General features: G+C 61.2%; 20 protein-coding genes and 1 pseudogene. 14 read left to right on the forward strand and 7 right to left on the reverse strand.

The window, feature by feature from the left end; translation table 11 throughout:
• The first annotated feature begins 784 nt into the window (after positions 1–784).
• From H3U89_RS04065 to H3U89_RS04090, 6 genes are all read left to right on the forward strand, one after another.
• A complete protein-coding gene (locus tag H3U89_RS04065; RefSeq protein ID WP_232345497.1) occupies positions 785–1,594 on the forward strand; it encodes an ABC transporter ATP-binding protein in 810 nt (269 codons plus the stop codon).
• Positions 1,591–2,322 (forward strand): ABC transporter permease, encoded by a 732-nt coding sequence (locus H3U89_RS04070; protein WP_198178400.1) that lies wholly within the window; start codon positions 1,591–1,593, stop codon positions 2,320–2,322. Before H3U89_RS04065 ends, H3U89_RS04070 begins: the two co-directional genes overlap by 4 nt.
• Positions 2,323–2,547: 225 nt before the next feature.
• Entirely contained in the window at positions 2,548–3,111 is a 564-nt protein-coding gene (locus H3U89_RS04075; RefSeq protein WP_198178399.1) for a hypothetical protein, read from the forward strand.
• 49 nt (positions 3,112–3,160) lie between these two features.
• Complete coding sequence (gene ftsY / locus H3U89_RS04080) at positions 3,161–4,399, forward strand: signal recognition particle-docking protein FtsY (protein WP_198178398.1); 1,239 nt, start codon at positions 3,161–3,163, stop codon at positions 4,397–4,399.
• A gap of 190 nt (positions 4,400–4,589) precedes the next feature.
• On the forward strand, positions 4,590–5,855 hold the full coding sequence (locus tag H3U89_RS04085; protein WP_101432993.1) for an ammonium transporter: 1,266 nt from the start codon (positions 4,590–4,592) through the stop codon (positions 5,853–5,855).
• Between the two features lie 17 nt (positions 5,856–5,872).
• On the forward strand, positions 5,873–6,211 hold the full coding sequence (locus tag H3U89_RS04090; RefSeq protein WP_015022571.1) for a P-II family nitrogen regulator: 339 nt from the start codon (positions 5,873–5,875) through the stop codon (positions 6,209–6,211).
• Positions 6,212–6,311: 100 nt separating this feature from the next.
• Here the strand turns inward: H3U89_RS04090 and H3U89_RS04095 are convergent, their stop codons facing one another.
• Entirely contained in the window at positions 6,312–7,703 is a 1,392-nt protein-coding gene (locus H3U89_RS04095; RefSeq protein WP_232345499.1) for an MATE family efflux transporter, read from the reverse strand.
• 416 nt (positions 7,704–8,119) lie between these two features.
• Between H3U89_RS04095 and dnaB the strand changes: the two genes are divergently transcribed.
• From dnaB to H3U89_RS04120, 5 genes and pseudogenes are all read left to right on the forward strand, one after another.
• Positions 8,120–9,460: a replicative DNA helicase gene (gene dnaB, locus H3U89_RS04100; protein ID WP_198177608.1), complete on the forward strand. Its 1,341-nt coding sequence runs from the start codon at positions 8,120–8,122 to the stop codon at positions 9,458–9,460.
• On the forward strand, positions 9,460–10,854 hold the full coding sequence (locus H3U89_RS04105; RefSeq protein WP_415873550.1) for a Mur ligase family protein: 1,395 nt from the start codon (positions 9,460–9,462) through the stop codon (positions 10,852–10,854). The genes dnaB and H3U89_RS04105 overlap by 1 nt, the downstream gene beginning before the upstream one ends.
• 26 nt (positions 10,855–10,880) lie before the next feature.
• Positions 10,881–11,681, forward strand: coding sequence for a type 1 glutamine amidotransferase (locus tag H3U89_RS04110; RefSeq protein ID WP_198178396.1), 801 nt, complete (start codon positions 10,881–10,883; stop codon positions 11,679–11,681).
• A 216-nt stretch (positions 11,682–11,897) separates the two neighbouring features.
• Positions 11,898–12,066 (forward strand): annotated as a pseudogene (locus tag H3U89_RS08530) (phasin family protein); the annotation flags it as partial.
• Between the two features lie 295 nt (positions 12,067–12,361).
• Entirely contained in the window at positions 12,362–14,071 is a 1,710-nt protein-coding gene (locus H3U89_RS04120) for an ABC1 kinase family protein (protein WP_198179391.1), read from the forward strand.
• Between the two features lie 50 nt (positions 14,072–14,121).
• Here H3U89_RS04120 and H3U89_RS04125 read toward each other — a convergent pair whose 3' ends face one another.
• Positions 14,122–14,982 carry an aldo/keto reductase gene (locus H3U89_RS04125; protein WP_198178395.1) on the reverse strand — a complete coding sequence of 287 codons (861 nt, stop codon included), beginning with the start codon at positions 14,980–14,982 and terminating at the stop codon, positions 14,122–14,124.
• Between the two features lie 181 nt (positions 14,983–15,163).
• Between H3U89_RS04125 and H3U89_RS04130 the strand changes: the two genes are divergently transcribed.
• Entirely contained in the window at positions 15,164–16,246 is a 1,083-nt protein-coding gene (locus H3U89_RS04130; protein WP_198178394.1) for a glycerophosphodiester phosphodiesterase family protein, read from the forward strand.
• Here the strand turns inward: H3U89_RS04130 and H3U89_RS04135 are convergent.
• From H3U89_RS04135 to H3U89_RS04155, 5 genes are all read right to left on the reverse strand, one after another.
• Positions 16,215–18,290, reverse strand: a complete 2,076-nt coding sequence (locus H3U89_RS04135; RefSeq protein ID WP_198178393.1) for an ABC transporter permease — start codon at positions 18,288–18,290, stop codon at positions 16,215–16,217. The two genes, H3U89_RS04130 and H3U89_RS04135, sit on opposite strands and share 32 nt — an antisense overlap.
• Positions 18,291–18,734: 444 nt before the next feature.
• Entirely contained in the window at positions 18,735–19,373 is a 639-nt protein-coding gene (gene upp / locus H3U89_RS04140; protein WP_015022561.1) for a uracil phosphoribosyltransferase, read from the reverse strand.
• A 247-nt stretch (positions 19,374–19,620) separates the two neighbouring features.
• A complete protein-coding gene (locus tag H3U89_RS04145) occupies positions 19,621–20,316 on the reverse strand; it encodes a thymidine phosphorylase (RefSeq protein WP_198179389.1) in 696 nt (231 codons plus the stop codon).
• Positions 20,317–20,329: 13 nt separating this feature from the next.
• Positions 20,330–21,409 carry an NUDIX hydrolase gene (locus H3U89_RS04150; RefSeq protein ID WP_198178391.1) on the reverse strand — a complete coding sequence of 360 codons (1,080 nt, stop codon included), beginning with the start codon at positions 21,407–21,409 and terminating at the stop codon, positions 20,330–20,332.
• A gap of 61 nt (positions 21,410–21,470) precedes the next feature.
• Positions 21,471–23,717: an RNA degradosome polyphosphate kinase gene (locus H3U89_RS04155; RefSeq protein ID WP_045935866.1), complete on the reverse strand. Its 2,247-nt coding sequence runs from the start codon at positions 23,715–23,717 to the stop codon at positions 21,471–21,473.
• Positions 23,718–24,495: 778 nt separating this feature from the next.
• Between H3U89_RS04155 and H3U89_RS04160 the strand changes: the two genes are divergently transcribed.
• Together H3U89_RS04160 and H3U89_RS04165 are read left to right on the forward strand one after the other, a co-directional pair.
• Entirely contained in the window at positions 24,496–25,347 is an 852-nt protein-coding gene (locus H3U89_RS04160; RefSeq protein WP_198178390.1) for an ATPase, read from the forward strand.
• A complete protein-coding gene (locus tag H3U89_RS04165; protein WP_198178389.1) occupies positions 25,344–26,432 on the forward strand; it encodes a CpaF family protein in 1,089 nt (362 codons plus the stop codon). Before H3U89_RS04160 ends, H3U89_RS04165 begins: the two co-directional genes overlap by 4 nt.
• The last annotated feature ends 1 nt before the right edge of the window (position 26,433 follow it).

The following is a 26,433-nucleotide window of genomic DNA, read 5'->3' on the forward strand; positions in this document are numbered from 1 at the left end:
GAGACTGGCGGCGAAACGGTGAAGGCCAGCATCATTCGAGATAGCCAATACGCGAAAAGGGCGAAATAGTGGGTTCCGTCGATAACTTGCAGAGTTTCGCATCATCGCCGTCGCTGTTCGTTCGCGCGGTCTACTGTTGTCGGCGGTCAACCTCCCCACTGGTGAGCATGAGCCGGGGGAACAAGCATCGCACTTTTCTCAATATCCGCTTTTGCTGATACTGGTATGGCTTCTCTTACCAAAGTGCCGATTGGGAACAAAGTAGATGTACCCGTCCGCCCCTTGGCGGCCCGCTTGATAAATGGGAATATGCTGTTCCAGCTGCAGGTAAACCAGTAGTGGAATCAGTGTTTGCCAGTACGTGCTCTTGGATGCCATAATTTGTGGGACGGTGGCGGTTTTATGTCTGATCCAGCTTGTATTTTATTAGAAAATGCCTGAAATTCTGGGCTCATGGGTGAGGAAAGAATATGGCTTAATAAGCTATCGTAGTTGAAGCAGATGGTCTCATGGAAAAGACCATCGGAGCCAAAATCACCATACTATGCTGGGCCGGAATTTGGACTGATTCTTTCCTCCACCTGCGCAGACTCAGCAAATTGAAATAGTCATGAATAGACAAGCAGCAATAGACGACACAACCCGCGCTTTACCACATCAGTATTGACGCTGAAAGGCTCTGGAATGGGCAATATCGAAGTAAGCATATCGAACCTTACTGTTCGAATAAAGAACAAAACGATTCTCTCTCATCTTTCATTGGAGGTTGAAGAAGGGGCCTTCCATGGGGGTCATCGGGCCAAATGGCGCTGGAAAGACAACCTTGTTCACCGTCTTGGAAGGACTGCAAAAACCGGTTGAGGGAACGGTCTCTGTTCTGGGCAAGACGCCCTATCCACGCAACCTGGCCCTGCTGCGCCAAATAGGCATCCAGCCTCAAAAGTCGTCCTTCTTCCCCAAAACGACGCTCCTTGAGCACCTTACTGCAGTGGCCGATATCTACCAGGTGCCTCGGTCGCGTGTGGACGATCTTATTGATGCATTGAAACTGGATCATGTGGCATCCAACAAGGTTGAATCATTGTCCGGCGGCGAACAGCAGAGACTGGCCATCGCCACGGCTGTCGTCCACCATCCTCGGCTGCTCTTTTTGGACGAACCCACTGCTGCCCTCGATCCTGAGTCACGCCATGACCTTGTGAGCCTGCTCAAATCGAATCAGCAATTGGCCGCCACGGTTCTTTATACAACGCACCATCTGGACGAGGCGGAGCGGTTGTGCAACGTGGTCTCGATCTTGGCGGATAAGCATATTCTCGTGACGGCCAGTCCCAGCAAGCTTATTGCGCAAGCAGAGATGGAATCGACCATTCTTCTTCCGAATGCCTTGGATCAGGCCGATCATGTAGCCCGTCTCATGGGAGCTGACTATGTAAAAACCACACCCGACGGTCTGACAGTTCGCACCAGGGATACCGGAGTTACTTTCGCGAAATTGGTTGATTCCGGGATCAATACAAGCCAGGCGCAAGTCAAGGATGGGCGTCTGGAGGATGTCTACCTTCGCCTTCTCGAAAAGGAGAACGTCAAATGAACAGCTTCAAAACTCTATTCAAGTTGATGTTCCACTACGATATTCGTGACTGGTCCACTTTGGTTTTCACCTTTCTCTTTCCTATAGCCTTGTTGCTGGTCCTGGTCCTGTCTTTTAAGAGCTACGTTCCTGGAGTTGATATTGCCAGTCAAATCAGCGCCAATGTCATTGCGTTTGGTGCGGCCTATGTGGGTATTTTTGCGGGTGCTTCGCACCTTGCCCTCTGGCGTGAGAATGGCATGCTGCAGACGGTTCGCAATTTTCCTCTATCCTGGAATGTGATTATCCTCTCCCAAGCTGTTGTGGGTATCGTCGTTCTTCTGGCACAAGCTGTAGTGCTTGTCGTCTTGGGAATGATTATGGGAATGCTGCTGAAACCGACATTTTTGTCGGGATTGCTTCCCCTGGTCCTAGGCTACCTCTTGTTCTTTTTCCTGGGTGTCATCATCGCCATGATAATTTACTCCATCGCAGGGGTATCCATCCTCGCGAACATCATTATTCTGCCCCTGGGCTTCATTGGCGGAGCTATGATGCCTGTCAATATGCTGCCGTCCTGGGTGCAGACCATCGCCCCGTATACGCCCCTATACCACATGCGGGAGGCCTTATCGATGATGCTGATCGGATCGGGCACCTGGCCTCATGCCTGGCTCGGGATCCTCTACCTGGCCGTGGGCTGCATTGCCTCAGGGCTTGTTTCCATCTACGGATTTCGCTGGAAATGATACTTTTGATGGCTATGCATCTTTTGTCGCCATTGCAGGAGATTTCTCGAATGGTAGTTGCGGACCTTGCTGAGCGTAATTCCTGCGATAGTCTTCCTACTTGCCTGCGACTGCCTTGGGTGTAAGAGGGGTCCTGAGCATCTGCTGACCTGCCAGTGTGAAAGAGACCGATAGATTCCTCGTGTCTTAGCGCGTCTGTGGGGTTCTTCTGAGAGAATGGCAGGTATGGTCTGGATGATTGTCCTGGTATGGGTGCTGGTGGTGGTGGCATTCATCGTATTTGTCATGCGCTTGGCGCTTGGCGAGTCCCAGGACCGTGCTTTTTCCCAGTCTCTGGATGAGCGTGTGCGTAAGGCCGCCCGCCGTCAGCAGGAGCGGGAGAATAAGCTGCCGCGGATTGCAGGAGGGCATCTGTCTTTTGCCCCTGGCTCGGGCGAGGATGCGCCAACCGCTGAAGACCTTGCACATCCCTATCCGGTCTATGTCAACTCCTCCTCCGTGGTGGAGGTTCGAGGCATGCTGGCCTCCGATTCCACGGACGAGATAAATCTGCCCAGGCCACCAAGCGCTGATTCTGCATCGTCGACTAGCCCGAGGCAACGGAGGAATGCCGTGCCATCGGTTTCTGCGGCCTCTGGGCCTCCAGCCCCCAGGAACGTCACCTTGCGATCATCCAGCCCTGAGCATTCGCATCCGCAGCGGCGGGAGCCTCAACCCATCACCTCCGACGTCATGCCTTCGGTCAAGAGCGGTTCGCAGACGGACAAGGGTCACCCGAGCGGAAAGTGACCGCTCATGATGACCATCCGTGTCCCTTTTCGCCTTTAGGCTGGTATCTATGACAACACAGCAGCTCCTTATTCTTATCGCGGTGTTGATCGTCCTGGTGCTGGCGGTGGCCGGCATTCTGGTGGCGGTCCGTAAGCGCCGGTCCCGGGGGGATTCCACGCGCCCAGGCAGGGTGCAAGAGTCTGATGATGGCCGCTCTTCTCTGTCCCCGGAGTCGGCGACGGCTGTAGCCTCCGATTTGGACGCTTCTACGGGTTCAGCGGGTTCAGCGGGCTCAGTCGATTCAAGGGAGTCCAGTCAGTCGTCCTCAGTCGGGCAAGTGGCATCGTCGGCGCAGGAGGAGCTGGCTCATCCGGAGACCTCTGCATCCCGTATGACCAGGCTCAAGGCCAGGCTGGCCAAGAGCCCCAACCCCTTCGGCAAGGCCCTCTTTGCCATTCTGACCAAGGACCATCTGAGCGAGTCCGACTGGGAGGATGTGGAAGACACCCTGCTCATGGCGGATGTGGGTGCCGAGGCCAGCGAACAGCTGGTGAAGCAGCTGCGCGACGATGCCCGGATCACAGGGCAGAAGGATCCTGCAGCAGTGCGTCGTGGCCTTCGTCAGCGCCTGATCGATCTGGTCGACCCCGATATGGACCGAACTCTGGTGGCTGCCCGACCCCAGGCCAACAGGCCGTCGGTCATTATTATGGTGGGCGTCAACGGCACCGGCAAGACCACCACCGCGGGCAAGCTGGCCAGGCTCTTCGTGGCCGATGGCAAGTCAGTGGTCATGGGTGCCGCCGATACCTTCCGTGCCGCCGCCGCTGACCAGCTGGAGACCTGGGGCGGCAAGGTGGGTGTGCCCGTGGTCCGCAGCGACCGTGACGGTGCTGACCCTGCCTCCGTGGCCTTCGAAGCCGCCGGACGAGCCAAAAATGATCAGGCAGATGTTCTCATTGTGGACACGGCCGGTCGTCTACAGAACAAGGCCAATCTGATGGACCAACTGGGCAAGATCCGGCGGGTGATCGAGAAGAACCTGCCTGTGGACGAGGTTCTGCTGGTTCTGGATGCCACCACCGGGCAGAACGGGATGATCCAGGCCAAGGTCTTCGCCCAGGCCATCGGGGTCACAGGCATTGTCCTGACCAAGCTGGACGGCTCGGCCAAGGGCGGCATTGTCATATCTGTTCAGCGGGAGCTGGGCGTGCCCGTCAAGCTGGTCGGGCTGGGCGAGGGACCCGACGATCTGGCCGTTTTCGATCCGGAGTCCTTTGTCGACGGCATCCTGGGAGACGAGTAGTCCGGCCGGCCGGTTGGTCATAAGGTGGTCATCCAATAGTCACCCGCAGGTAATGCGGCGGTGACCTGACCGTCATCCTCTTCCTGTTTGATGAATCGGGAAGTGGAAGAGAATCTGACGTAGGCTGTCCGGAGGGAAGTCCTCGTTATTGGGAACTGCCCGCTCGGATGGGGAAAAGAGAGGTGTAGGCATGGATTCTGGAAATGCTGCCTGGATGCTGGTAGCGGCATCCATGGTTTTCCTGATGACTCCGGCGGTGGCTTTCTTCTATGGGGGTATGGTCCGAGCCAAGGCTGTACTCAACATGATGATGATGTCCACGCTGGCCATCGCCGTGACTGGGGTTATCTGGGCCTTCTGGGGCTGGTCGATTTCCTTTGCAGGCAAGGACATCGGAGGCGTCTTCGGCGACCCCATCACCGGCTTCCTGCTCAAGGACACGGTCACGGCCAAGGACGGGGTCTTCACCTCGCTTGATTCCGCAAACGCCGCCTACCCGCACACGGTGGACATCGCCTTCCAGGCCGCCTTCGCCATGATCTGCGTGGCCCTGATCTCGGGAGCCCTGGCAGAGCGAGTCAGAATCAGCACCTGGATGATCTTCGTGGCCCTCTGGGTCACCTTGGATTACGCACCCATGGCCCACATGGTCTGGAATCACGGACTGCTGGCTGCCGATGGACCCATCTCCAACGCCATCGGGGCTCAGGCGCATGACTTCGCAGGCGGTACGGTCATCCACATCAACGCGGCAGTGGCAGCCCTGGTCATTGTGCTCATCATCGGTAGGCGAATCGGCTTCCCCAAGGAGTCCATACGTCCCCACAATGTGCCCATGGTCATGCTGGGCGCCTTCCTGCTCTGGTTCGGCTGGTTCGGTTTCAATGCCGGTTCCGCCTTCGCCGCTAACGGCACGGCTGGATATGCCTGGGTTTCCACGACCATAGCCGCCAGCGGCGCCACCCTGGGCTGGCTCTTTACTGAGCGGGTCCGCACCGGGCATTACACCGCCATGGGTGCAGCATCCGGCATGGTCGCCGGCCTGGTGGCCATCACTCCAGCGGCCGACGTGGTTTCGCCGCTCTGGGCCATGGTCATCGGCCTCTTGGCTGGTTTCGTCTGCTGCCTGGCCTGCGGGCTCAAGTTCCGTTTCGCCTACGACGACTCATTGGATGTGGTGGGCATCCACGGAGTGGGTGGTTTATTGGGCACACTGCTGATAGGCTTCTTCGGTACGGGTACGGGCTTCCTGGCCGGCGGCAATTTCCGGCAGCTGCTGGTTCAGTTCCTGGTGGCGTTGATTGCGATCATCTACGCAGCTGCAGTAACCGGTGTGATCGCCTTTGCGCTGGAGAAGACCATTGGTTGGCGAGTCAGCAAGGATCAGGAGGTCATCGGCGTCGATCAGAGCGATCAGGGTGAGAGCGCCTATGACTTCGGGTCCATTCTGAACTGATCAGAAAGGAAGGCAGCATGAAACTCATTACCGCCATCGTTCAGCCCGGGCGGCTGGATCAGATTAAGCAGGCCCTGACCGAGGTCGGCGTGCACGGCATGACCGTCTCGTCAGCCCAGGGCTATGGTCGGCAGGGCGGCCATAAGGAGGTCTACCGGGGCAGCACTGTCAAGGTGGACCTGGTTCCCAAGGTGCGTCTGGAGGTGCTGACCGAGGATCGCCGGGTTGACGAGCTGGTCGACACCATCGTCCAGGCTGCCGCCACCAACACCGTGGGCGACGGCAAGGTCTGGGTGCAGACCCTGGACTCGGTGGTCAGGGTTCGTACCGGGGAGACCGGCGTAGACGCCATCTGAGGCAGCCGCCTGCTGATCAGTTTCGGCAGGATCCCGCCGCTGTGGCCGATTTCATGGTCTAGCGGTCGGGGTCCTGCTTTTCTATGTTTTCTATGTCTTTTCAGGCTTCCTTGACCTGGCTTATTGTCCCCATCCAGACATCGGTGCGCGTTCTCAAGCCGTTGCAGATGGCCCTGACGCCGATGAAGAGGACATTGAGGACGGCCCAGAGCATGGCTATCCGCCAGGTGGGTGTCCAGTTCATGGCCAGGGCCGTCATGCCCAGCAGGCCGATCAGGTAGATCACAGCCGTCAGGGAGCAGGTGGCCGCCAGGTAGCGATAGTCCCCGGCCCCGATCAGGATTCCGTCCAGGGCCCACATCCATCCGGCGACGGGCATGAAGACTCCCTGGACGATCATGCCCACGGTGATCAGCGATCTGATGGCCGGCGTGGGGCTGAACAGGGGAGCGGCGAAGAGGCCCAAGGCGATCATGACCAGTCCGACCAGCACTCCCATGGCCATGCCGGCCTTGGCTGACAGGTCGGTCATGACCCGTGCCCGTGACCGCCGTCCGGCGCCCAGCTCGGTGGCTACCAGTGACTGGCCGGCGATGCCCACGGCATCCAGCATGTTCAGTCCGAAGTTCCAGGCCGAGTTGACTCCTTGGTAGGCCGCAAGCACCTGCTCGCCCAGATGGGCCGCAGCCACCACGGTCATAAAGAGGCAGACCCGCAGGGCCAGTGTCCGCAGGAAAAGCGGGAAACCGTCGCCCATGCTGGCCGCCATGCCTGAGAGCCGGGGCCGCAGCTGGGCGCCTTCCCGACGGGCCCATACCAGGGCGGGAATGGTCAGGAAGAGCCCCATGGCCCACTCGGCAATCAGGGTGGCCAGGCCCGAGCCCAGAATGTCCATGTGCAGTCCGAAGACCAGAAGGACCTCCAGGGCGGTGTTGAGGATGGCGCCCGACACGGCGGCCACCAGGGTGATCTTTACCTTCTGCAGTCCGCGGAAGATGCCGTTGGCCGCGTAGACCAGGAGCATGGCCGGAAGGCCGAAGACCAGGGCATTCAGATAGGTCTGCGCCGCCTGCAGGACCGGCCCGCGGGCTCCCATCAGGCTGCAGATGGGCCGGCTCAAAGCCAGGAGCAGGGCGCAGACGACCAGGCCGATGACGAAGGCCAGCCACATGCCGTCCACGCCGGCTTGCATGCCTTCCCGGCGGCGGCCGGCACCCATGAGCCGGGCCACCTGGGAGGTGGTCCCGTAGGCCAGAAAGATGCACAGGCCCACGGTGGTCAGCACCACAGTGGATCCGATGGAGAGCCCGGCCAGGGCCGAGTCGCTGATGTGGCCCACGATGGCGGTGTCGATCATGACGAAGAGCGGGGAGGCGATCAGCTGGCCGAAGGTGGGTATGGCCAGTCCGGCAATGGTCCGGTAGGTCGCCCGCCGCTCTTCCGGCGTGATTGATCCGGTCTTGGTTTCAGGGATGTTCCTGTGGCTGCGCATGGACGCCATGCTAATGCTCTGGACTGAAGACACAACCCCTGAAAGCCAGTCCGTGGACGCCCTGCCGGTAGGTGCAGTATCACCAAACAGCCCTGAGCGCAAGCTGGATTGGTGATGTGGAAGACTGTCCCCAAGTTTTGCACAGAGTTGTACCCATGAGGTGGATAAGTTGCGCACATGTCCTCTAGGACACGCCTTGAATGTGGATAACTTATTTTTCTGTACACATGCAGGACCGGCCCCGTGCCCGTCCAGTTCCGTCGGCGCGCCCTGGTGAATGCCTTGGGTGAAATCCTCATCTTAGGGCTGTCAGGGACGGTCCTCTTCGTAGAATCGTGGCTATGGCTTCCGATGACTACACCGACTACACCCATCCCGAACAGCGTCCCACCGATCGTGCCCAGACCGGCCGTGACATGCTCTTCGACCGGGTGCCCCCGCATGACGACGATGCGGAGATGGCAGTGCTTGGCGGCATGCTCATGAGCAAGGATGCCATTGGCGAGGTCAGCCAGATGATCGACATATCCGACTTCTATCAGCCCAAGCATCAGACCATCTACGAGGCCATCGTCACCCTCTTCTCGGCCTCCCAGCCGGTGGATGCGGTCCTGGTGGCCAACGAGCTGCTCAAGTCCGGGGACCTGGAGAAGGTGGGGGGCACCGACTATCTGCACTCCCTGGTGGCCTCGGTCCCTACAGCCGCCAACGCCACATATTATGCGGAAATCGTCCACCAGCGGGCCATCCTGCGCAATGTGATCGCGGCCGGCACCAAGATCGCCCAGCTGGGCTACTCGGCCGAGGGCTCCCAGGCCGAGGACATCGTCAACCTGGCCCAGGCCGAGGTCTACGAGATGAGCGTGGGCAGGGTCCGCCAGGATTACGAGGCCATCGGGCCGGTCGTCCATGACACCCTGGACCAGTTGGACAAGCTGCAGAACGGCGACATGGAGCGGGGCGTGCCCACCGGTTTCAAGAGCATCGACGACGTGACCCAGGGTCTGCAGCCCGGGCAGATGATCGTGGTGGCAGGCCGCCCCGCCATGGGCAAGTCCACCCTGGGCATCGACTTCGCCCGCGCCGCGGCCCTCCACAACAACATGACCACGGTGGTCTTCTCCCTGGAGATGAGCAAGACCGAGCTGGCCCAGCGCATCATCTCGGCCGAGACCGACATCCCCCTGGTGGCCCTGCGCCGGGCGGACGACATCACCCCCGAGCGCTGGAACACCCTGAACACCTTCTGGAGCAGGCTCCAGGATGCCCCGCTCTTCCTGGACGATTCGCCCAACATGAGCCTGATGGAGATCCGTGCCAAGTGCCGTCGGCTCAAGCAGACCAACGACCTGAAACTGGTGGTCATCGACTACCTGCAGCTGATGACCTCGGGCAAGCGGGTCGAATCCCGCCAGCAGGAGGTCTCCGACTTCTCGCGCGCCCTGAAGCTGCTGGCCAAGGAGCTGGAGGTTCCGGTGGTGGCGCTGAGCCAGCTCAACCGCGGTCCCGAGATGCGCAATGACAAAAAGCCCATGCTCTCCGACCTGCGCGAGTCGGGATCCATCGAGCAGGACGCCGACGTGGTCTTCCTGGTCCACCGACCGGACTTCTACGACAAGGAGGACCGCCCGGGCGAGGCCGACATCATTCTGGCCAAGCACCGCAACGGCCCCACCGACACCTTCAAGCTGGCCTTCCTGGGCGAGAAGTCCAAGTTCAAGGACATGCCCCAGGACTACCAGCAGGGAGGGGTCTGATCATGCGGTCCAAGACTTCCAAGGCGCAGCCTGCCGATCAGCCCGGTCGTCCCGGTCGGCGCTGGCGCTCGCTCCTGGCCCTTCTGGTCGGCAAGGCGGTGCGCCTCGTTTCGCGTCTGTCCCATCACGGCGGTTCGGCCCTGCCTGGCAAGGTGGTGGAGCGGATCGACCCGGGCTTCTTGGCCAGGACCCTGTCGGAGCTGCCCCGTGGTGTGGTCCTGGTCTCGGGGACCAACGGCAAGACCACCACCACCCGGATGGTGGCTTCCATGCTGGAGTCCCTGGGGCTCAAGGTCTTCACCAACCCGACCGGGTCCAACTTCACCCGTGGTGTGGTCTCGGCCTTGGTTTCCACTCTGGGGCTGTCCGGCCGGCTGCATGCCGATATCGCCGTCCTGGAGCTGGACGAGGCCTATGCGGTCCACTTTGTGCGGCAGGTCAAGCCCCGCTATGCCCTCCTGCTCAATGTCATGCGTGACCAGCTGGACCGGTTTGGGGAAATCGATACTACTGCCCGGCTGCTGGGTCAGGTGGCCCAGGCCACCACGGGCACGGTGGTCCTCAACCGTGAGGATCCACGCATCGCCAGGTTGGCCGCCCAGACGCCGGCCCGGACCGGTGTGGCCTACTTCGGTCTGTCAGACGATCTGCTGAGCTATTTCCCCACCGATGACGACATGCATGCCTCGGATCGGGGTGCCGATGGTGCCGGTGCGGCCAGCACCTCCCGCCCGATTCGCCCCGGTCACCGGTTGCCGGCCGAGGTGACCCTGGAAAGGGTCATGGACCACCGGGCCGCTTTCCGCCTGGATGGGCGGCTTCTGGAGACCGACCTGCGTCTGGAGGGCGTCTACAACCTCTACAATGCGGCCGCTGCCTTGGCGTTGGTGAGGGTCGTTCTGGAGGACAGGGAGCCAGATAATGCAGCACTCATGGACGCCCTGTCCAAGGTCACGCCCGCCTTCGGCCGCGGGGAGGTCATCACCTACCAGGGCGCGCCGGTTGAGCTGGTCCTGGTCAAGAACCCCATGGGCTTCCGTCTGGCCCTGTCCTCCTTCGACCCTGCCGGGCAGGACACCATGATCGCCATCCGCGACGAGTATGCGGACGGGCGTGACATGAGCTGGCTCTGGGATGTGGACTTCACCTCGCTCAGGGATACCGGTGTGGCCATGGTCTCCGGCACCCGGGCCTACGACATGGCCCTGCGCCTGGCCTATGACCAGGTGCCCGCTGAGGCGATCGAGACCGACCTGGATCGGGCGCTGACAGCCTTTCTTGAGGTGCACCCAGGCCGACCCAAGCGAATCTACTGCACTTACACGTCGATGCTCCGGCTCCGGTCCGCCCTCGGCAGGATCACAAGCGTGGACGATGCCGGGGTGGGCGCATGAGCGAGCGAACCAAAAGGAGCGCAGGAATGCCGCAGCCGCAGGATAAGACCAAGGCCGTGGGAGACCATCCGCCACTGCAGATCCTCTCCCTCTACCACCGTGACATGAACATCTACGGGGATTCAGGGAACATACTCAGCGTGACCCGCAGGGCCGAGCTGTACGGATTCCGTCCCACGGTCCGCTATTACGATCCCGGTGATGCCTGGCCGGAGCGGATCGATATGATTCTGGGCGGCGGCGGCCAGGACCATGGCCAGGAACGGATCATCGACGACCTGCGGGAGCGGGGCGGTCTTCTGCACGATCTGGCCGACCAGGATGTGCCCATGCTGATGATCTGCGGGCTCTATCAGCTCTTCGGCCATTATTTCGAGACCTCCGACCATGAGCGCCTGGAGGGGGTCGGCATTCTTGACGTGCACACCATTGCCAAGCCCGAGCGGATGATCGGCAACCTGGTGGAGCAGGCAGAGGACTTCGGCAGGGTGGTCGGCTACGAGAACCATTCGGGCCTGACCTACCTGGGTGAGGGGGCCCAACCCCTGGGCATGGTGACCGAGGATGGACGCGGCAACAACGGCAAGGACCACACCGAGGGGGCCCGATGGAAGAAGGTCATCGGCACCTATATGCACGGGTCGCTGCTGCCGAAGAACCCGGCCATCACGGACTTCCTTATCGAGGGGGCAGCCGAAAGGCGGTACGGCCAGGGCACCTTCGCCCAGATGAAGACTGCCATGGACCAGAAGAGCCGGAGCGAGCTGGAGCGCCTGGACTCCCTGGCAGATCAGGCCAGCCGTATCGCAGCCTCCAGGCCCAGATGAAGGGGAGCCTGCAGTTCCGCCTGCGGGTCCTGCGCAGATTCTGATCAGCGGTCGGGGACAGTGCCAGGGGAGAGACGTTGCGGTCCCTCTTGCCATGGTGTCGAATCGGATCGGTCAATGATAACCGGCTAGACTGTAAAGAGAGACGGCCGCTCGTCTCTTGGCGGTCAAAAGAGCCCGGTACTTCAAGGGCGTATGAATGCTGGGAGGCATATCATGTCGGATTTGCATATCGGTGACGGATTGCACAAGGTGCTTCTGGCTGGCATCGGAGCCTTGGCCACAGGCGTGGAGAAGGGCCAGGAGGTCATTGACAACCTGGTCAAGAAGGGTGAGCTGACGGTCGAGCAGGGAAAGATTCTCAACACTGAGCTCAAGCGGAACAGACAGAACCCTCCCGCTCCTGCACCTGCTCCCGCTCCTGCTGACAGCGCACCTGCACCGGCTGCTGGCGCGCCCAGGCCTGCGACTCATGTTGCTCCTGATTCCCGCCGTCCCGACCACGAGCCCCTGGCGCCAATGCCGAATCGTCGGTCCGGGTCCATCCCCATCACATCCAATGATCCCATTGCGGGTCAGCAGGGCTGAAGGCGGTCGATTACTGTCAGCGTCGGTCGTCTGCGCCGGAATGTCTGCCGCTGGTCGGCCATGCGGATAAAGGACGCAGGTGAGTGGTGAGTATGGATGCCATGAACGGGCATGATGCCCCTGTGCAGACCATCGGCCTCTTCGGGGTCGGTACGGGAGAGCGGCAGGGGGCGGCAGTAAGGATCCGGCACAGGCGTGGCAGGGCCCGTCGACTGGCCGGGATGATCCGCATTGCCAACCGGTTCGACATCATCCATGGTCTGACCCCGGTCACCATGCGCCGATTGTTCGAGGCGCTCGGGCCCACTTTCGTCAAGGTGGGCCAGATTCTCTCCATGCGTTCGGAGATCCTGCCGGAGGCCTTTTGCCGTGAGCTCTCCAAGCTGCGCGCCGACGCGGATCCCATCCCGTATTCCGTGGTGACCAGCACCCTGGCCGCCGAGTATGGTCGTCCGCTCGACCAGATCTTCTCCTCCATAGACCCTGTTCCCCTGGGGTCGGCTTCCCTGGCGCAGGTGCATCGGGCCCGCCTGGTCAGCGGTGAGGACGTGGCTGTCAAGGTCCAACGCCCAGGGATTCAAGAGACCATGGCCCAGGACATCGACATTCTGCGCAGTATGGTCAAGTGGGCCTCCCGGTTCATCCGCAGCACCCAGGTGATCGACATCCGCGGGGTTGTCGAGGAGCTCTGGGAGACCTTCCAGTCCGAGGTCGACTTCCAGCAGGAGGCAGCCAATCTGGCTGAATTCAAGGATTTCTGCAACTCATACGCCTACATCGACTGCCCGAAGCCCTATCCCGAACTGTGCACCAGGCATGTGGTGGTGATGGAATACATCGACGGGATATCCCTCTCACGGCCTGCCCAACTGGTGGCCCAGGGCTATGACCTGAAGGAGATCGGCACCAAGCTGGTCGACAACTATGCCACTCAGATCATGGACCGGGGCTTCTTCCACGCCGATCCGCACCCCGGCAACATCATCATCCGCGATGGCTGCATAGTGCTGATAGACCTTGGGATGGTCGGCCGCCTGGATAAGGTGACCAAATCGGCTTTGAAGGACATGATTTTTGCGGTGGGCCGCGAGGATTCACCGGCTCTGGCCCAGGGGCTGCTCCGCTTCGCCGGTACGGGAGAGGCCAGGGCCGAGGACTACCCCTACCTTCTGGCCGATCTGGATGCGGTCGTCCAGCGGTTCGGCAAGCTGGATCTGGCTGATCTGGACATCGCCGAATATGTCAATGCCGTTATGAAGCTGGCCGCCCGGCATGGCATCAAGGTGCCGGGGTCGGTCACCATGGTGGCGCGGTGCCTGGTCACCCTTGAAGGACTCCTGGACGAGTTCCTGCCCGAGGCCAACATCGTGCAGATCATCACCGATCATGTCGCCTACAGTCAGGGCACTGGATCCATCCTCAAGGAGGAGACCCGGAAGCTGGGCATCCAGGGCGACCTGGCCCTGCATGGGCTTTTGGGCGCCCTGGCTGAGTCCCAGACCGCGGCCAAGATGCTTACCCGTGGCCAGCTGCGCGCCAATGTGCAGCTGGTAGGCTCCGAGGAACCCCTGCAGCAGCTGTCCGACATGGTCAACAGGCTGACCATGGCCCTGATTGTCGTCGGCCTCTATGTGGGCTCCTCAATCGTCTACTTCGCCCGCATCAAGCCGGTGGTCTTCGGCATCCCGGTGGTCAGCATGCTGGGATACGTGGTGGCCTTCATTCTTTCGGTCTGGATAGTCCTGGACATCCTGATCAAGCACCGGGCCCTCAAGCGTCGGCGACGCAACGGCGAAGCCTAGGTTGAGAGCCCGTTCATCCCATATGGGTATAGACACTGTCTGATGCTGAATCAGCCGGCGAAGTCCTCCACGGTTTCAGGGGATTCATGGTTCATGAAGGCCGATTTGCCGGTGTCCATGGCCCGCAGTCGGTCCATCTCCTGGTCAGTGAGCTGGAAGTCCCAGATGCCGAGGTTCTCGCGCATGCGCTCGCGGTGGGTGGTCTTGGGGATGATGATGACCCCGTCCTGGACCAGGAAGCGCAGGGCCACCTGGGCTGCGGTCCGGTCGTGCGCCTGCCCGATCTCGGTCAGGGTCGGATTGGTGAACATACCCTGGCGTCCTTCGGCGAAGGGTCCCCAGGACTCGATCCGGGTGCCGTACTTGTCCATGTAGGTGCGTTCCTGGGGGCGCTGGTGGAAGACGTGGGTCTCCAGCTGGTTGACGGCCGGGACGATTCTGTTGAACTTGACCAGGTCCACATAGCGGTCGGCATAGAAGTTCGAGACGCCGATGGCGCGCAGGACCCCCTGGTCGTAGAGGTCCTCAAGGGCGTGCCAGGCTGCGTAGTAGTCGTTGAAGGGCTGGTGGAGGAGGACCAGGTCCAGGTGGTCCGTGCCCAGCTTCTTCATGGACTCCTCGACCGAGGCCTTGGTCTTGTCGTATCCGTAGTTGGTGATCCAGACCTTGGTGGTCAGAAAGACCTGGTCGCGGTCGAGGCCGCTCTGGGCCAGGGCATCTCCGACGGCCTGCTCGTTTCCATAGGCCTGGGCCGTGTCGATGGCCCGGTACCCGGTCTCCAAGGCATCCAGAACCGAGCGGCGGCACTCGTCGAGGTCGGCGATCTGGTAGACGCCGAAGCCTTCCATGGGCATGAGGACGCCGTTGTTGAGCTTGACGGACGGGACGGAGGTGGATGAATCATTCTGCATGGTATTGCGCTTCTTTCTTGGCAGATTGCTCGACGGAGTTGGTTAAAGGCGGGGCATGCCTCTCTGATCTGCTTGTTCAAGGATAGGGCCTTGGAGCAGCTTGAAGTCAAGCCGGCAAAGCGCGTCCGGCCTCCTGCGATGCTAGCGTGGGTAGTGGAGTAGCTGATGGCTGGAGGCGATGATGGGGTCCAAAGCACGATTGGCCGGCAAGGTCACACTGGGTCTGGGATTGGGGGTTTTGGGGGCCTGGTGCTGGGCTCTGGCTCCTGGTCTTTCAGTGGTTGCTGGTCGGAGAAAGCCCGTCGGCCTGTCGCTGCATCCATATGCCCATAGGGGTCTGCACGATGCTGGCTCGGGGATGGAGACGACCAATCCCAATTCTGGGCAGGCTGCCTACCTGCACCGTATTCATGACTGCCTGAAGGTTGCATCCGGCAGGCCCTTGGGCAGGCACGCCTCGGCTCCGACCAACCCCCGTCGGGTGGTGGCGCCCGAAAATTCGCTGGCTGCCTTCGAGGCGGCCTGCAGGGCCGGCTACGGGATCGAGCTGGACGTTCATCTCAGTCGGGACGGACAGGTGGTGGTTATTCACGATGGAGACCTGCAGCGGGTGGCTGGCGTCAACCGAGCAGTGGCGGACCTGACCTGCGATCAGCTGCGGAGGATCCCCCTGTGCCCAAGCCCTGCCCAGGCTCTTGAGTCCGGGGAAGGGATTCCCGGCTCTGCCGACCACGATGGCGGTCCCGAAACGGAGGGCGGGGACGGGGGCCTCAACGATTCAGAGGTGCAGCATGTGCCTCTTCTGTCCGAGGTGCTCGCTCTGGTGGATGGCCGGGTGCCCTTGGTTGTCGAAATCAAGATGGATCGGGGCTTGGATCGGGAGCTTATGCGTCGGACCGATGCCCTCCTGTCCAGGTACCAGGGCCCCTATGTAATTGAGTCCTTCAACGTCCTGGCCCTTGCCTGGTATCGGGTTCACCACCCAGGCGTCACCAGGGGGCAACTGGTCGCCCCCTACCATGGCCGGGTGGATTCGCGCTCCTCGGCCCTGCGCTGGATGGCCGGGTCCCTCCTCTTCAACTGGCTGGGGCGGCCGGACTTCGTGGCCTGCGAGTGGCACAGCGGGCACTCACTGCCCATGCGCCTGTATCGGTTCCTGGGTGGAACGCCCATCGCCTGGACCGTCCGCTCCGAGCGTGCACAAGAGGAGGCCAGTGCGGACTTCGACGGGATCATCTTCGAGTCGTATCTGCCCGAGAGCTGAACCAGCTATACAGGCCTGAGGCCGCAGCGGCCAGGCCTATGGCCCAGAGGGCCATGATCAGGAAGTAGCCGTAGGGGAGAGGAACGACGCTCATGTCCACCTGGCCGGACAACTGATGGAAGATGACGGCCAGCACCCCCGCCATGGCCAGGGCTGAAAGAAGGATTGCCGAAAGGGCATCGATTACTGACTCCACAATCGAGGAGCAGACCAATGTTCCACGTGAAACACCGGCAGCCTGCATCCTTCGGTTCTCCTGGCGACGTTCATTGACTGCGATGGCGCATGCCTGGATCAGGAATATGGCCGTTAGGACGATGGCCCCGTTCGCTATCTGGGGCATGGCCCGTTGCACCTTCTGTGACCTTTGGATGTTGGAACGAATGTACTCCTTCTTGGTGCAGGCCTTGATGCCCTTCCTGTCCCATGAAGCATTGAGTTGACTGATCAGATTGCCTGTCCGAACTCCTGGGGCGGTCCTGGCCAGGGTGGTCGATCCACTGTTGTCGGGCGCCAGTTGCGACAGGTCTGCATCCGTCATCAGGTATTCGCCCGTCTGCCCTGTCGGGGTCATATCGACTACGGCGGTGATGGTCAGCGTATGGCCTTTGTCGTACCTGTCGATCAGAGTCAGCTTGCGACCAATAGGGTTTTTCTCCTGGGTGCGGCCACTTGCAATAACGGCGATCTTGCCCGGCCCCAGGTCAGCAGCGGAGCCCTTGATGAAGATTGGGCTAATTGTATTGACGCTCTTGCCTGCTTTGTTGACGTGCATAGCCATGACGGAAGGTTCGTCATTGCCGCCATTATCTTCCTTGTCCGCAGTTGTCCAGGATCCCTCGCTATAGGTGACTGCGGATTCGATGTCTACAATGGACCGAAGTCGGCGATCCAGGTCTCTTGGATCATTGGTCTCTGCGTTGATCATGGTTTCGGCAGCGATCGGCTTATACCGGCTTATGGCTTCTTGTGCCCAGCCGGATCGTCCCAGGGCTATAAATCCGGTTACGATGACCAGCATCAGTATGATCGGCACTGCTACGGCGGTGGAGCTCCGGTTTTCCTTCCGCGCCCTTTGCCGCGCCAGGAGACCGGCGCCTCGGAAGGCCAGTTGGAAGGGGATGCCGATCAGGTTGGCACAGGCCGGAACCAGGACAGGGGCCAGGGCGCCGATGATGACGAGCAGACAGCCGGTCGAGGCCATGATCTGGATTTCAATGTCCATGCCCTTGAAGCGGTGATAGACCATGGCCAGTCCTCCAGCCAGGCCGGCCAGGGCGATTATCAGGCGAAGAGGACCGATTGACTTGGTCCCTGACCGATTTCCCGAGTCCTGCAGGGCCTCGATGGGAGAGATCGCGGTAATCCTCCTGGCAGCGAACCAGGTTCCCAAGAGGCCTGCCAGGAGTATCCCTACGAAAGTGAAGAAAATTCCCGTGGGGTGGGGATGCGCGGTCATTTCCAGCGCTTCAAAGCCTGAGTTGATTAGGGACTTGGCGAATGCGGGCACCAGCAGGCATCCCGCCAAACTGCCCAAGAGGGCGGCCAAACCTACCGGAATCATGAATTCCAGTAGGGAGATGAATCTCACGGTCCTGGGAGAGGCGCCTGAAAGCCGCATCATGGCATACTCGCGACGACGGCGCTCGATCAGGAATCCCACAGAAGTAATGACCAGGAAGATGGAGACGAACCCGCATATGCAGGCGTACCCTATGGATATCTGTGAAGCGCCGTCTTGGAAGGACAGGGTCATAGCGCGGTCGTAGGAATTCATTGTGCGTGTATCCGGCATTCCGTCGCCCTTCCGAGCGGCAATGGCTACCTGGACCCAGGCGCTGGTAAGGACCGAAGCGGCCATGACCGCCAGGACCATGACCGTGTAGGAGGACCGATGCTCATGCAGGAAGGAACGCACCAGGGAGGCTAGGCCAGGAGTGCGGGCCTTGGTTCGACCTGCGGTTTGCGAGCCACCCCCACCCATCGGTCCTGAGGCCCCGGTTCCTGCCAGTGATCCACCTAGGGAAAGGGACTTGCCCTCCATGGTGTGCTCCTTTCTCGCCCTTGAATGCTGCTGTTCTTATTGCAACACCGGGAGATAGCCCACTCAGGGTGTTTTCAGGGTCAGACCAGGGGGAGAACCAGGGTGGCGATCAGCGATTAGGTACTCTCGTGCGAGAGGTGGGCAAGAGGACAGAGGGCGAGAGGGTGGAAGTCGAGGGATAGACGGTTGGGAGAATAGAGGTTGGGAGGATTACAGACATGATGACTGGTTCGCTAAGCTCCATGGCATTGCAGAGCCGGCAGTTTCTATAGCGACGACTTCATAGCGAACCTATCCTCGCTGACGGGGTAGGGGAGGGAAGCCTAGTCCATTTTGCACAGCATCCGCCGGGACGGCCATCGAACACCGTTGAAAAAAGGACCCGAATCGTGCAGATTCGGGTCCTTGTCAGGTATGGGGTTCGTGCCCCGTCAGTTCGTTGGATCAGTCGATGACGCCGTAAAGGCGGTCGCCGGCATCGCCCAGGCCGGGCACAATGTAGGCATGCTCGTTCAGTTTCTGATCGACTGCGCAGACCACCACCTTGAGGTTGATGGAGGGGTCCATCTCCTCCTTAAGGCGGTTCAGGCCCTCGGGAGCGGCCAGAATGTTGATGGAGGTCACGTCCTTGGCGCCGCGCTCGGCCAGGTATTTGGTGGCGGCGATCAGGGTGCCGCCGGTGGCCAGCATGGGATCCAGCAGGAAGCACTGACGGCCGGAGAGGTCCTCCGGCAGGCGGTTGGCGTAGGTGATGATGTCCAGGGTGTTCTCATCACGCTTGAGGCCAAGGAATCCGACCTCGGCGGTGGGCAGCAGACGGGTCATGCCGTCAAGCATGCCCAGTCCGGCGCGCAGAATGGGAACCACCATGGGGCGCGGGGAGCAGAGCTTCTTGCCCACCATGGGAGCGACCGGGGTCTCGATTGGGTGGTCTTCGATGTCCAGATTTCGGGTGGCCTCATAGGCCTCAAGCATGACCAGTTCGCTGATCAGCTCGCGGAAGGTGTTGGAAGGGGTGTTTTTGTCCCGCAGTACGGTCAGCTTGTGCTCGATCAGCGGGTGTTCCAGTACGTGAAGTTCCATACCTCTCAGCGTAGCTCAGCGGGTCGGCTTCTGGTAGCGACCGGCAAGCCATGCTGCCTTCGATTTGGGAATGGAAATGAAAACGCCGAACCATGCAAGCGCCTGTCGGCGCAAACGCCGCTCGCAGCGGCAACAAACGGAGCCCGGGGCTTAGCCATGGTCCGGCGCAGTCCCCATTGTAGGGCATGCCAGGCCTGATCTGCGCTCACGGCGCGCTTACGCTTCCGGCTTGAAAGGGTGGCGGGTTCTACTCCAGCCGTCCCCGCCGCCAGAGTGATGCGCCCCGCATGAAGTCACGGGCCGTCTGGTTGAGGGAGTTGACGGTGCGCTGGGCCGCGTCCACCTTCTTGGCCTCCTGACCGTCCAGCTGCCGGCTCTGGGCATCCCGGATGGTGGTCTTGATGCCGCGGGCGATCACGTCGCAAAAGGCTCCGGCCCGTTCCAGGGCTATGGCGAAGTCGCCGGTGAAGGCTCCGGAGAGGATGGAGTCGGCGGTTCGGATGATGTCGTCGGCCTCCGGAGCCTGATCGACGCCGGCTATAGCTGATGCAGCGGTGTCGGTGGGCTCGCCCAGCCGCCACAGACGACTGATTCCATCAGCGTCCTTACGCATCCAGCTGCGAAGCATGTAGAGCCGCCAAAGAATGCCCGGCAAAGAGTCGGGGTCGCTATCGCTCCAGAGCTCGGCCACGACATCCACGCCCTCGCGGTCCACCAGGGTCAGAACCCGTTTTACGATGACGGGGTCGGCGCTGTGGTGGACCCGGTCCAGCAGGGAGGCGGCCGAAACGTGGCTCATTTCGCTGATTTGCTGCGGGTCCATGCCTCCGGAGAGCTGGTCGGCGATGGCCGGGTCCAGCTGGCCTGGGCGTGAGGGCCGGGATGCTCCGGTGCCGGATGCCACAAATCCCGTGCGGGAGGATCGGATTGAGGATGAGCCGATTCTGGAGTTGCTGTCAGTAGACAATGGGAGTCACCTTCTGTATGTCGATGATGGTCGGATGATTGGGGTCGCCGGTCAGACTGAGGACGACGGCGTTGCCGGTGGGCATGAAGGGGGAGTCATCGGGCAGCCGTTTGGACAGCGATCCGCTGGAGCACAGCCCGCGCAGCTTTTCAAAGATACCTCCCAGGACCGGGCGATGCATGCAGATCATGGTCGTTCTGTTGCCTGTCAGCAGGTCGGCCATCTGCCTGTCCAGCCAGCTGTGGGCCTGTTCGGGGCGGCGGTGGTAGGAGGACTCCGTCAGGCAGGCCACCATCTCCAAGGGCAGATCTACCTCATCGGCGTAGGGTCGCAATGTCTGCACACAGCGGATCCAGGGGGAGGACAGGAGGCGGTCGGGCGCAAAGCAGGCCAGCTCCCGAGCCAGGGCGTAGGAGGTGCCGGCGCCCCTGGGGGTCAGAGGACGATTCGCGTCCTTGCCTGTCCACTCCTTCCGGGCAATTGCCTTGCCGTGACGCACGATGATCAGCTGACGAGCCCGGATGCCGCCCTGCTCCACCCGGTCCACGAAGGCATCCAGTATGGTTCTGTCACTGGGGTGGGTCAATAGTTTGCGCGCTTCAGAGGCTCCGACCCATCGGATCTGGTCGACTTCCCTGGAATCAGGCCGGTGGATGGGTCCCAACAGTGCGCTCTGACCGGCGGCGTGTTCCGAGTCGGTCGGTGTAGCCATCCAGTAGCAGATATGTTTGAGTCTGCCGCCCTTACCGCCCCGGCGCCGGCCCTCGTTGTTCAGCGGATATTCGGCATCCCCCAGATATGGCCCCAGGCGGACAAGACAGCCTGTCTCCTCACCGACCTCGCGCACGGCCGCCCGCATGTGGGTCTCACGGTTCTCCAGCTTTCCCTTTGGCCAGCTCCAGTCGTCGTACTTGGGACGATGGACCAGGCAGAGCTCCAGCTCATCGAGGTCGGAGCGTGGGTCGGCTCCTGGGGCTGCCCGGCCGTCGTCGCTGAATTTCATCCATCCCTGGAAGCTAGTGCGCCACCGGTAGAGGATGGCTCCGGCTGCCTCGACCGTCCTGCTCATGGTCGGATGCCATTCCGATCGTCCGCCTCGGCAGCAGACTCGCCGGTCTGGAGGCGCATCATCATCGCCTGGCCCTGGGTGTTCGGGCGTGACGGTCGATCAGGTACTCCTGCGAGTCGACCAAAGGTCGGCCCTGATCATCGCGACTGTGGCGCACATAGGTGCCGTCGGGCTGCATGTGCCAGGAGCTGGTGGTGTCGGCCATCTGCAGATCCACGTAGTCGATCAGTCCCTGCACCTGCTCGGGCGCGGTGATGCGGACCAGTGCTTCCACACGGCGATCCAGGTTGCGGTGCATCAGGTCGGCAGAACCTATCCAGACCTCCGGTCCGGCCAGGGGGCCCTCACCGATCTGGGGGCCCTGGGAGTTGGCAAAGGCGAAGATGCGGCTGTGCTCCAGGAACCGTCCCAGGATGGAGTGGACTCGAATATTCTCGCTCAGCCCGGGCACACCTGGCTTCAGAGCGCAGATGCCACGCTCCACGATGTCGATGCGGACCCCGGCCTGGCTGGCGCGATAGAGGGCGTCGATGATCTTTTCGTCCACCAGGGAGTTGACCTTGATTCGTATCCATGCAGGCTTGCCGTTCAGAGCGGTCTCTTCCTCACGGGCGATCCGCTGCAGAAGCCCGGAGCGAACCGTGCGTGGGGCTACCAGCAGGCGGTGGAAGGAGGACTTGGGCGCATAACCTGACAGCTGGTTGAAGAGCCGTGTCAGGTCCTGTCCCACCACGGGGTCACAGGTGAGCAGGCCCAGGTCGGTATACTGGCGGGCGGTCTTGGGGTTGTAGTTGCCGGTGCCCACGTGGCAGTAACGACGCAGGCCGTCCTGCTCCTGACGAACCACCAGGGAGAGTTTGCAGTGGGTTTTCAGGCCCACGATTCCGTAGACCACATGGACGCCGGCCCGTTCCAGCTGGCGAGCCCAGGCGATGTTGGCCTCCTCATCGAACCGGGCCTTGATCTCGACCAGGGCCAGGACCTGCTTGCCGGCGTGTGCGGCATCCACCAGGGCATTGATGATGGGCGAGTTGCCTGAGGTTCGGTAGAGGGTCTGTTTGATGGCCAGCACTCGCGGATCGGCCGCCGCCTGCTCCAGGAAGGCCTGGACCGAGGTGGAGAAGGAGTCATAGGGGTGGTGAAGGAGGATGTCATGCTCACGGATGGCCGCGAAGATGTCCTGGGCCTGGCTGGATTCCACCTCGGCTATCTGTCGGTTGGTGGTGGGAATGAAGGGGCGGAACTTGAGGTCGGCCCGGTCGATGGACTGCAGCTCGAACAGGACCGTGCAGTCCAAGGGGGCTGGAAGCCGATAGACCTCTTCCTGGTTGACCCGGAGCTTGCTGGCCAGCAGCTGGGAGAGGAAGGGAGAAGCGGAGTCGGAAATCTCCAGGCGGATGGGCGGTCCGAACCGCCGCTGCAGCAGTTCCTTCTCCATGGCGTTGAGCAGGTTTTCGGCGTCGTCCTCCTCCACATCAATGTCTTCGTTGCGGGTGACGCGGAAGGAGCGGGCCTCCTTGATGATCATGCCTGGGAAGAGGTATTCCAAGTGGGCGATGATCAGGTTCTCCATGGTGATGAACCCGTAGCGCTCCTCCCGACCCTCCTCATCGGTCAGATCGTCCACAGGAACCAGACGGGAGAGGTTGTCGGGAATCTTGACGCGGGCGAAGTGGGTCTTGCCCGAGGTCGGGTTCTCCACCAGGACCGCCAGATTCAGGGAGTTGCCTGAGATATAGGGGAAGGGATGGGCCGGGTCGACAGCCAGCGGGGTCAGCACCGGAAAGACCTGGTTGCGGAAGAAGTTGGTGAGCCGTTCCTGCTCTTGGCTGCTCAGTTGTGTCCAGCTCAGCAGGATGATGCTTTCGGTGGCCAGATCCGGCAGGATGTGGTCGATGACATAGTGGGCATGCTCGTCCTGAAGCTTGTGCGCCTGCTCGGAGATGGCCCTCAGTTGCTGGCGAGGGCTCATTCCGCTGGCTGCCGTCACAGCGATGCCGGTGTCTACGCGACGCTTCAGACCCGCCACGCGGACCATGAAGAACTCATCGAGATTGCTGGCGAAGATGGCGGCGAAGTTGGCACGCTCCAACAGTGGCACGCTCTCGTCTTCGGCCAGTTCAAGCACGCGTTTGTTGAACTTGAGCCAGCTCAGCTCCCGGTCGAAATAGCGGTCCTCAGGCAAGGGCGAGACCGGGTGATCCGAGTGCCTGGATACATGTCGTGCCTGGCCGTCGGTCTCGGCAATATGCTCCGCGATCTGGCTGCGTAGCAAGGCCTTGGAGGGTGCGTCAAATTTCTGAACCATACCATAGCACTCTATTCGCAGGTGCCGTCCTCTGCAATCGTTGATAAAGCTTGTGGATAAATAGGAACGGCCCCCCGCAGGAGGCCGTTCCCACAAGGTCGGTCCAGATGGAATCTCTGCACAACATCATCGTTGCAACGGTCAAGTCTTATACACCCGTCCAACGTATCGGTCCTAGTGGCCATACACTTTGTGGGCTTCCGGGTTCTCGAACCGTCCTTGTATATGCCATTATGCCAGTTTTCAGGCCGCTGGCAAGCCTGTCCATCGGCTGGGGCGGGGAAGGCTGCCGGCTTGGTCTTTTGTGCGATTGCGTGCATTGCGGCAGGCTGAATACGCCAAGTTTGGAGGAATCTGTTGCTTCTGTGTGATCATCTGTGGCCTTTCATGGGCATGGGCTCAAAAATGCTGTAGTTTCAGGCGTGTCGTGGTCTTGATGCGTTTTTACACAGAGAGGGCGAAGCGATGTGGAGGCATGGGGTCATTCGACCACATCCGTTCCGGGGACTGGTGCTGATGCCAGTGGGCGGGTGTACTGGTAGCCATGACTGGAATGAGCATATGTAGACCGCCGAGGATAAACGGCGGCATGGAAGGAAGGGAGCCCGGACGGACTCCGCACTCCTTTAATTCAGTCGGGTTGTCTCCGGAATGCCGACCAGGGAGAGTGGCGGGCGCGGTCCGACGGTTTGATTCTTCAGGATCCTCAGGATCAGGTCGCCTGCAAGACGAGGATGCCGTTGGGCTCGAGCAACCCATCCCGTCCGATCGGCGGATTGTGGGTGAAGATGCTGGATATGAGTCTGCCGTGACCGGTCTGGTCTTTCTCTCGGCCTCGGGAGGAATTGGGCTGACAACCATGACGGCTCTGATGGCCAAACAGCTTCGGGACATGGCCCTGTCATGCGCTCTGGTGGATCTGGACCTGGATGGCGGAGGGATGGATGTCCTGGTCGGCATCGAGGGGGCGCCTGGCATGCGGCTTGGGCGAATCCACGCGCCCCTGGGCCGGGTGGATCCTCAGGCGCTCCGTGAAGAACTGCCGATCTGGGATGGCGTCCCGCTGCTCAGCAACGATCCATGGAGTGCCCCGCCACAGGGCTGGTGGGACCTGGATGCAGCAGTCAGCGCAATGGCTGGATTTGCTGATCTCTTGCTGATTGATGCCGGTCGGGGCCAGGGTATGGGTAATCTGCGCTCGCTTAAAGGGCTGCCTTCGCTGTTGATGGTGGACATGACCGTGCTGGGCCTTGCACGGGCGAAGGCACTTCTCCATGCCCTGAATGGCAGCAGAGGTGCTGGTGATCGAGCCCGAGACAATCCATTGATTTCATGTAGGCCGCCCATGGCTCTGATTGGAATGATGCCCGCACAGCACCGGGTCAGTCATGGCGTCGACCCAGAGCAGGCGGAAGAGTTTCTGGGCCGATCGCTGGACGTGGTTCTTAAGCCGCACCAGAAGCTGTCGGCATCCGTTCTGGATGGGCGTGGCCTGGAACGGGTGCCGCGTGCTTATGCCCGGGCCCTTCATCCCCTGGTTGAGCGGATCGCAGGAATGATCGTCGTCGGGGAAAGAAGAGAAGAACGGATCTCTTCTCGCGAATCGGCTCGGTCCGGGGCTGTCAAATGATCATAGGAAGCGGGGAAAGCAATGAAGGTCGATTCTCTGACGACGATTCCGATCAGCCGCCCACTTTCGGATACTTGGATGGGCTGACGAACGATCCTGCGGTGACTGACATCGCAGTGACCGGGCAGGGCAATGTCTGGATCGACCGAGGCGGGGGCATGGAGGAGGTCCTGCTTCGGCCTGGATTCGCAGGCCCTCGAGCTGTGAGGGACTTTGCCGTGCAGTTATGCGCTCAGCTGGGACGTCGCCTGGACGATGCCCGGCCCATGGCTGACGCTTCCAGCAGGGAGGGGATCAGAGTCCACGCCGTGCTGGCCCCGCTTGTTCCCGAGGGTGCCGCCATTTCCATCAGACTGCCCAACAGACACCCGCCAAGCCTGGAGGAGCTGGCTGCTGCCGGGCTGTGTCCCGCCAGCTGGCTCTTCATCCTTCGGGCGCTGGTGGTCAATCGGGCCAGCATTCTAGTGACTGGTGGCACGGGTGCAGGTAAGACCACGCTCCTACGGGCCCTGCTGGGCATGTGTCCACGGGAGCAGCGGCTGGTCGTCGTGGAGGAGGTGCGTGAACTGGGTCGTATCGCCGGCCATGGGAATATGGTTTCCTTGGCTGTCAGAGAATCCAACGTTGAAGGGGCGGGGGGTGTTGGGCTGGTCGATCTGGTGAAAGCCACATTGCGCATGCGGCCCGATCGGGTCATCCTGGGCGAGTGTCGTGGCGAGGAGATAGCTGATCTGCTGCGGGCTTTCAATTCCGGTCATCGGGGCGGCATGGCAACGCTGCATGCCGACAATGTGGAACGCGTTCCCGCCAGGTTGGCGACTCTGGGGTTGCTGGCGGGGTTGCAGCCGAGGGCCCTGGCTGCTCTGGCGCAGGGGGCGTTCGATGCTGTTATCCATCTGGAACGTTCCGGCGGCCATAGACATATCGCTCAAATTGGCCGACTGACAACTGCAGCTGATGGCCGGCTTCTTGGGGAGGCCGTCTGTACATGGACAGGCCGAGGGGCCGCTACGTATGGAACGGCCTGGTCAAAGTTCGCCAGGCGGTGGGGCATTGTGACCAGCGCCCCGGCGAGCGTTCCGTAGT

The sequence above is a fragment of the Bifidobacterium sp. W8104 genome, assembly GCF_016100735.1.
Lineage (GTDB): Bacteria > Actinomycetota > Actinomycetes > Actinomycetales > Bifidobacteriaceae > Bombiscardovia > Bombiscardovia choladohabitans.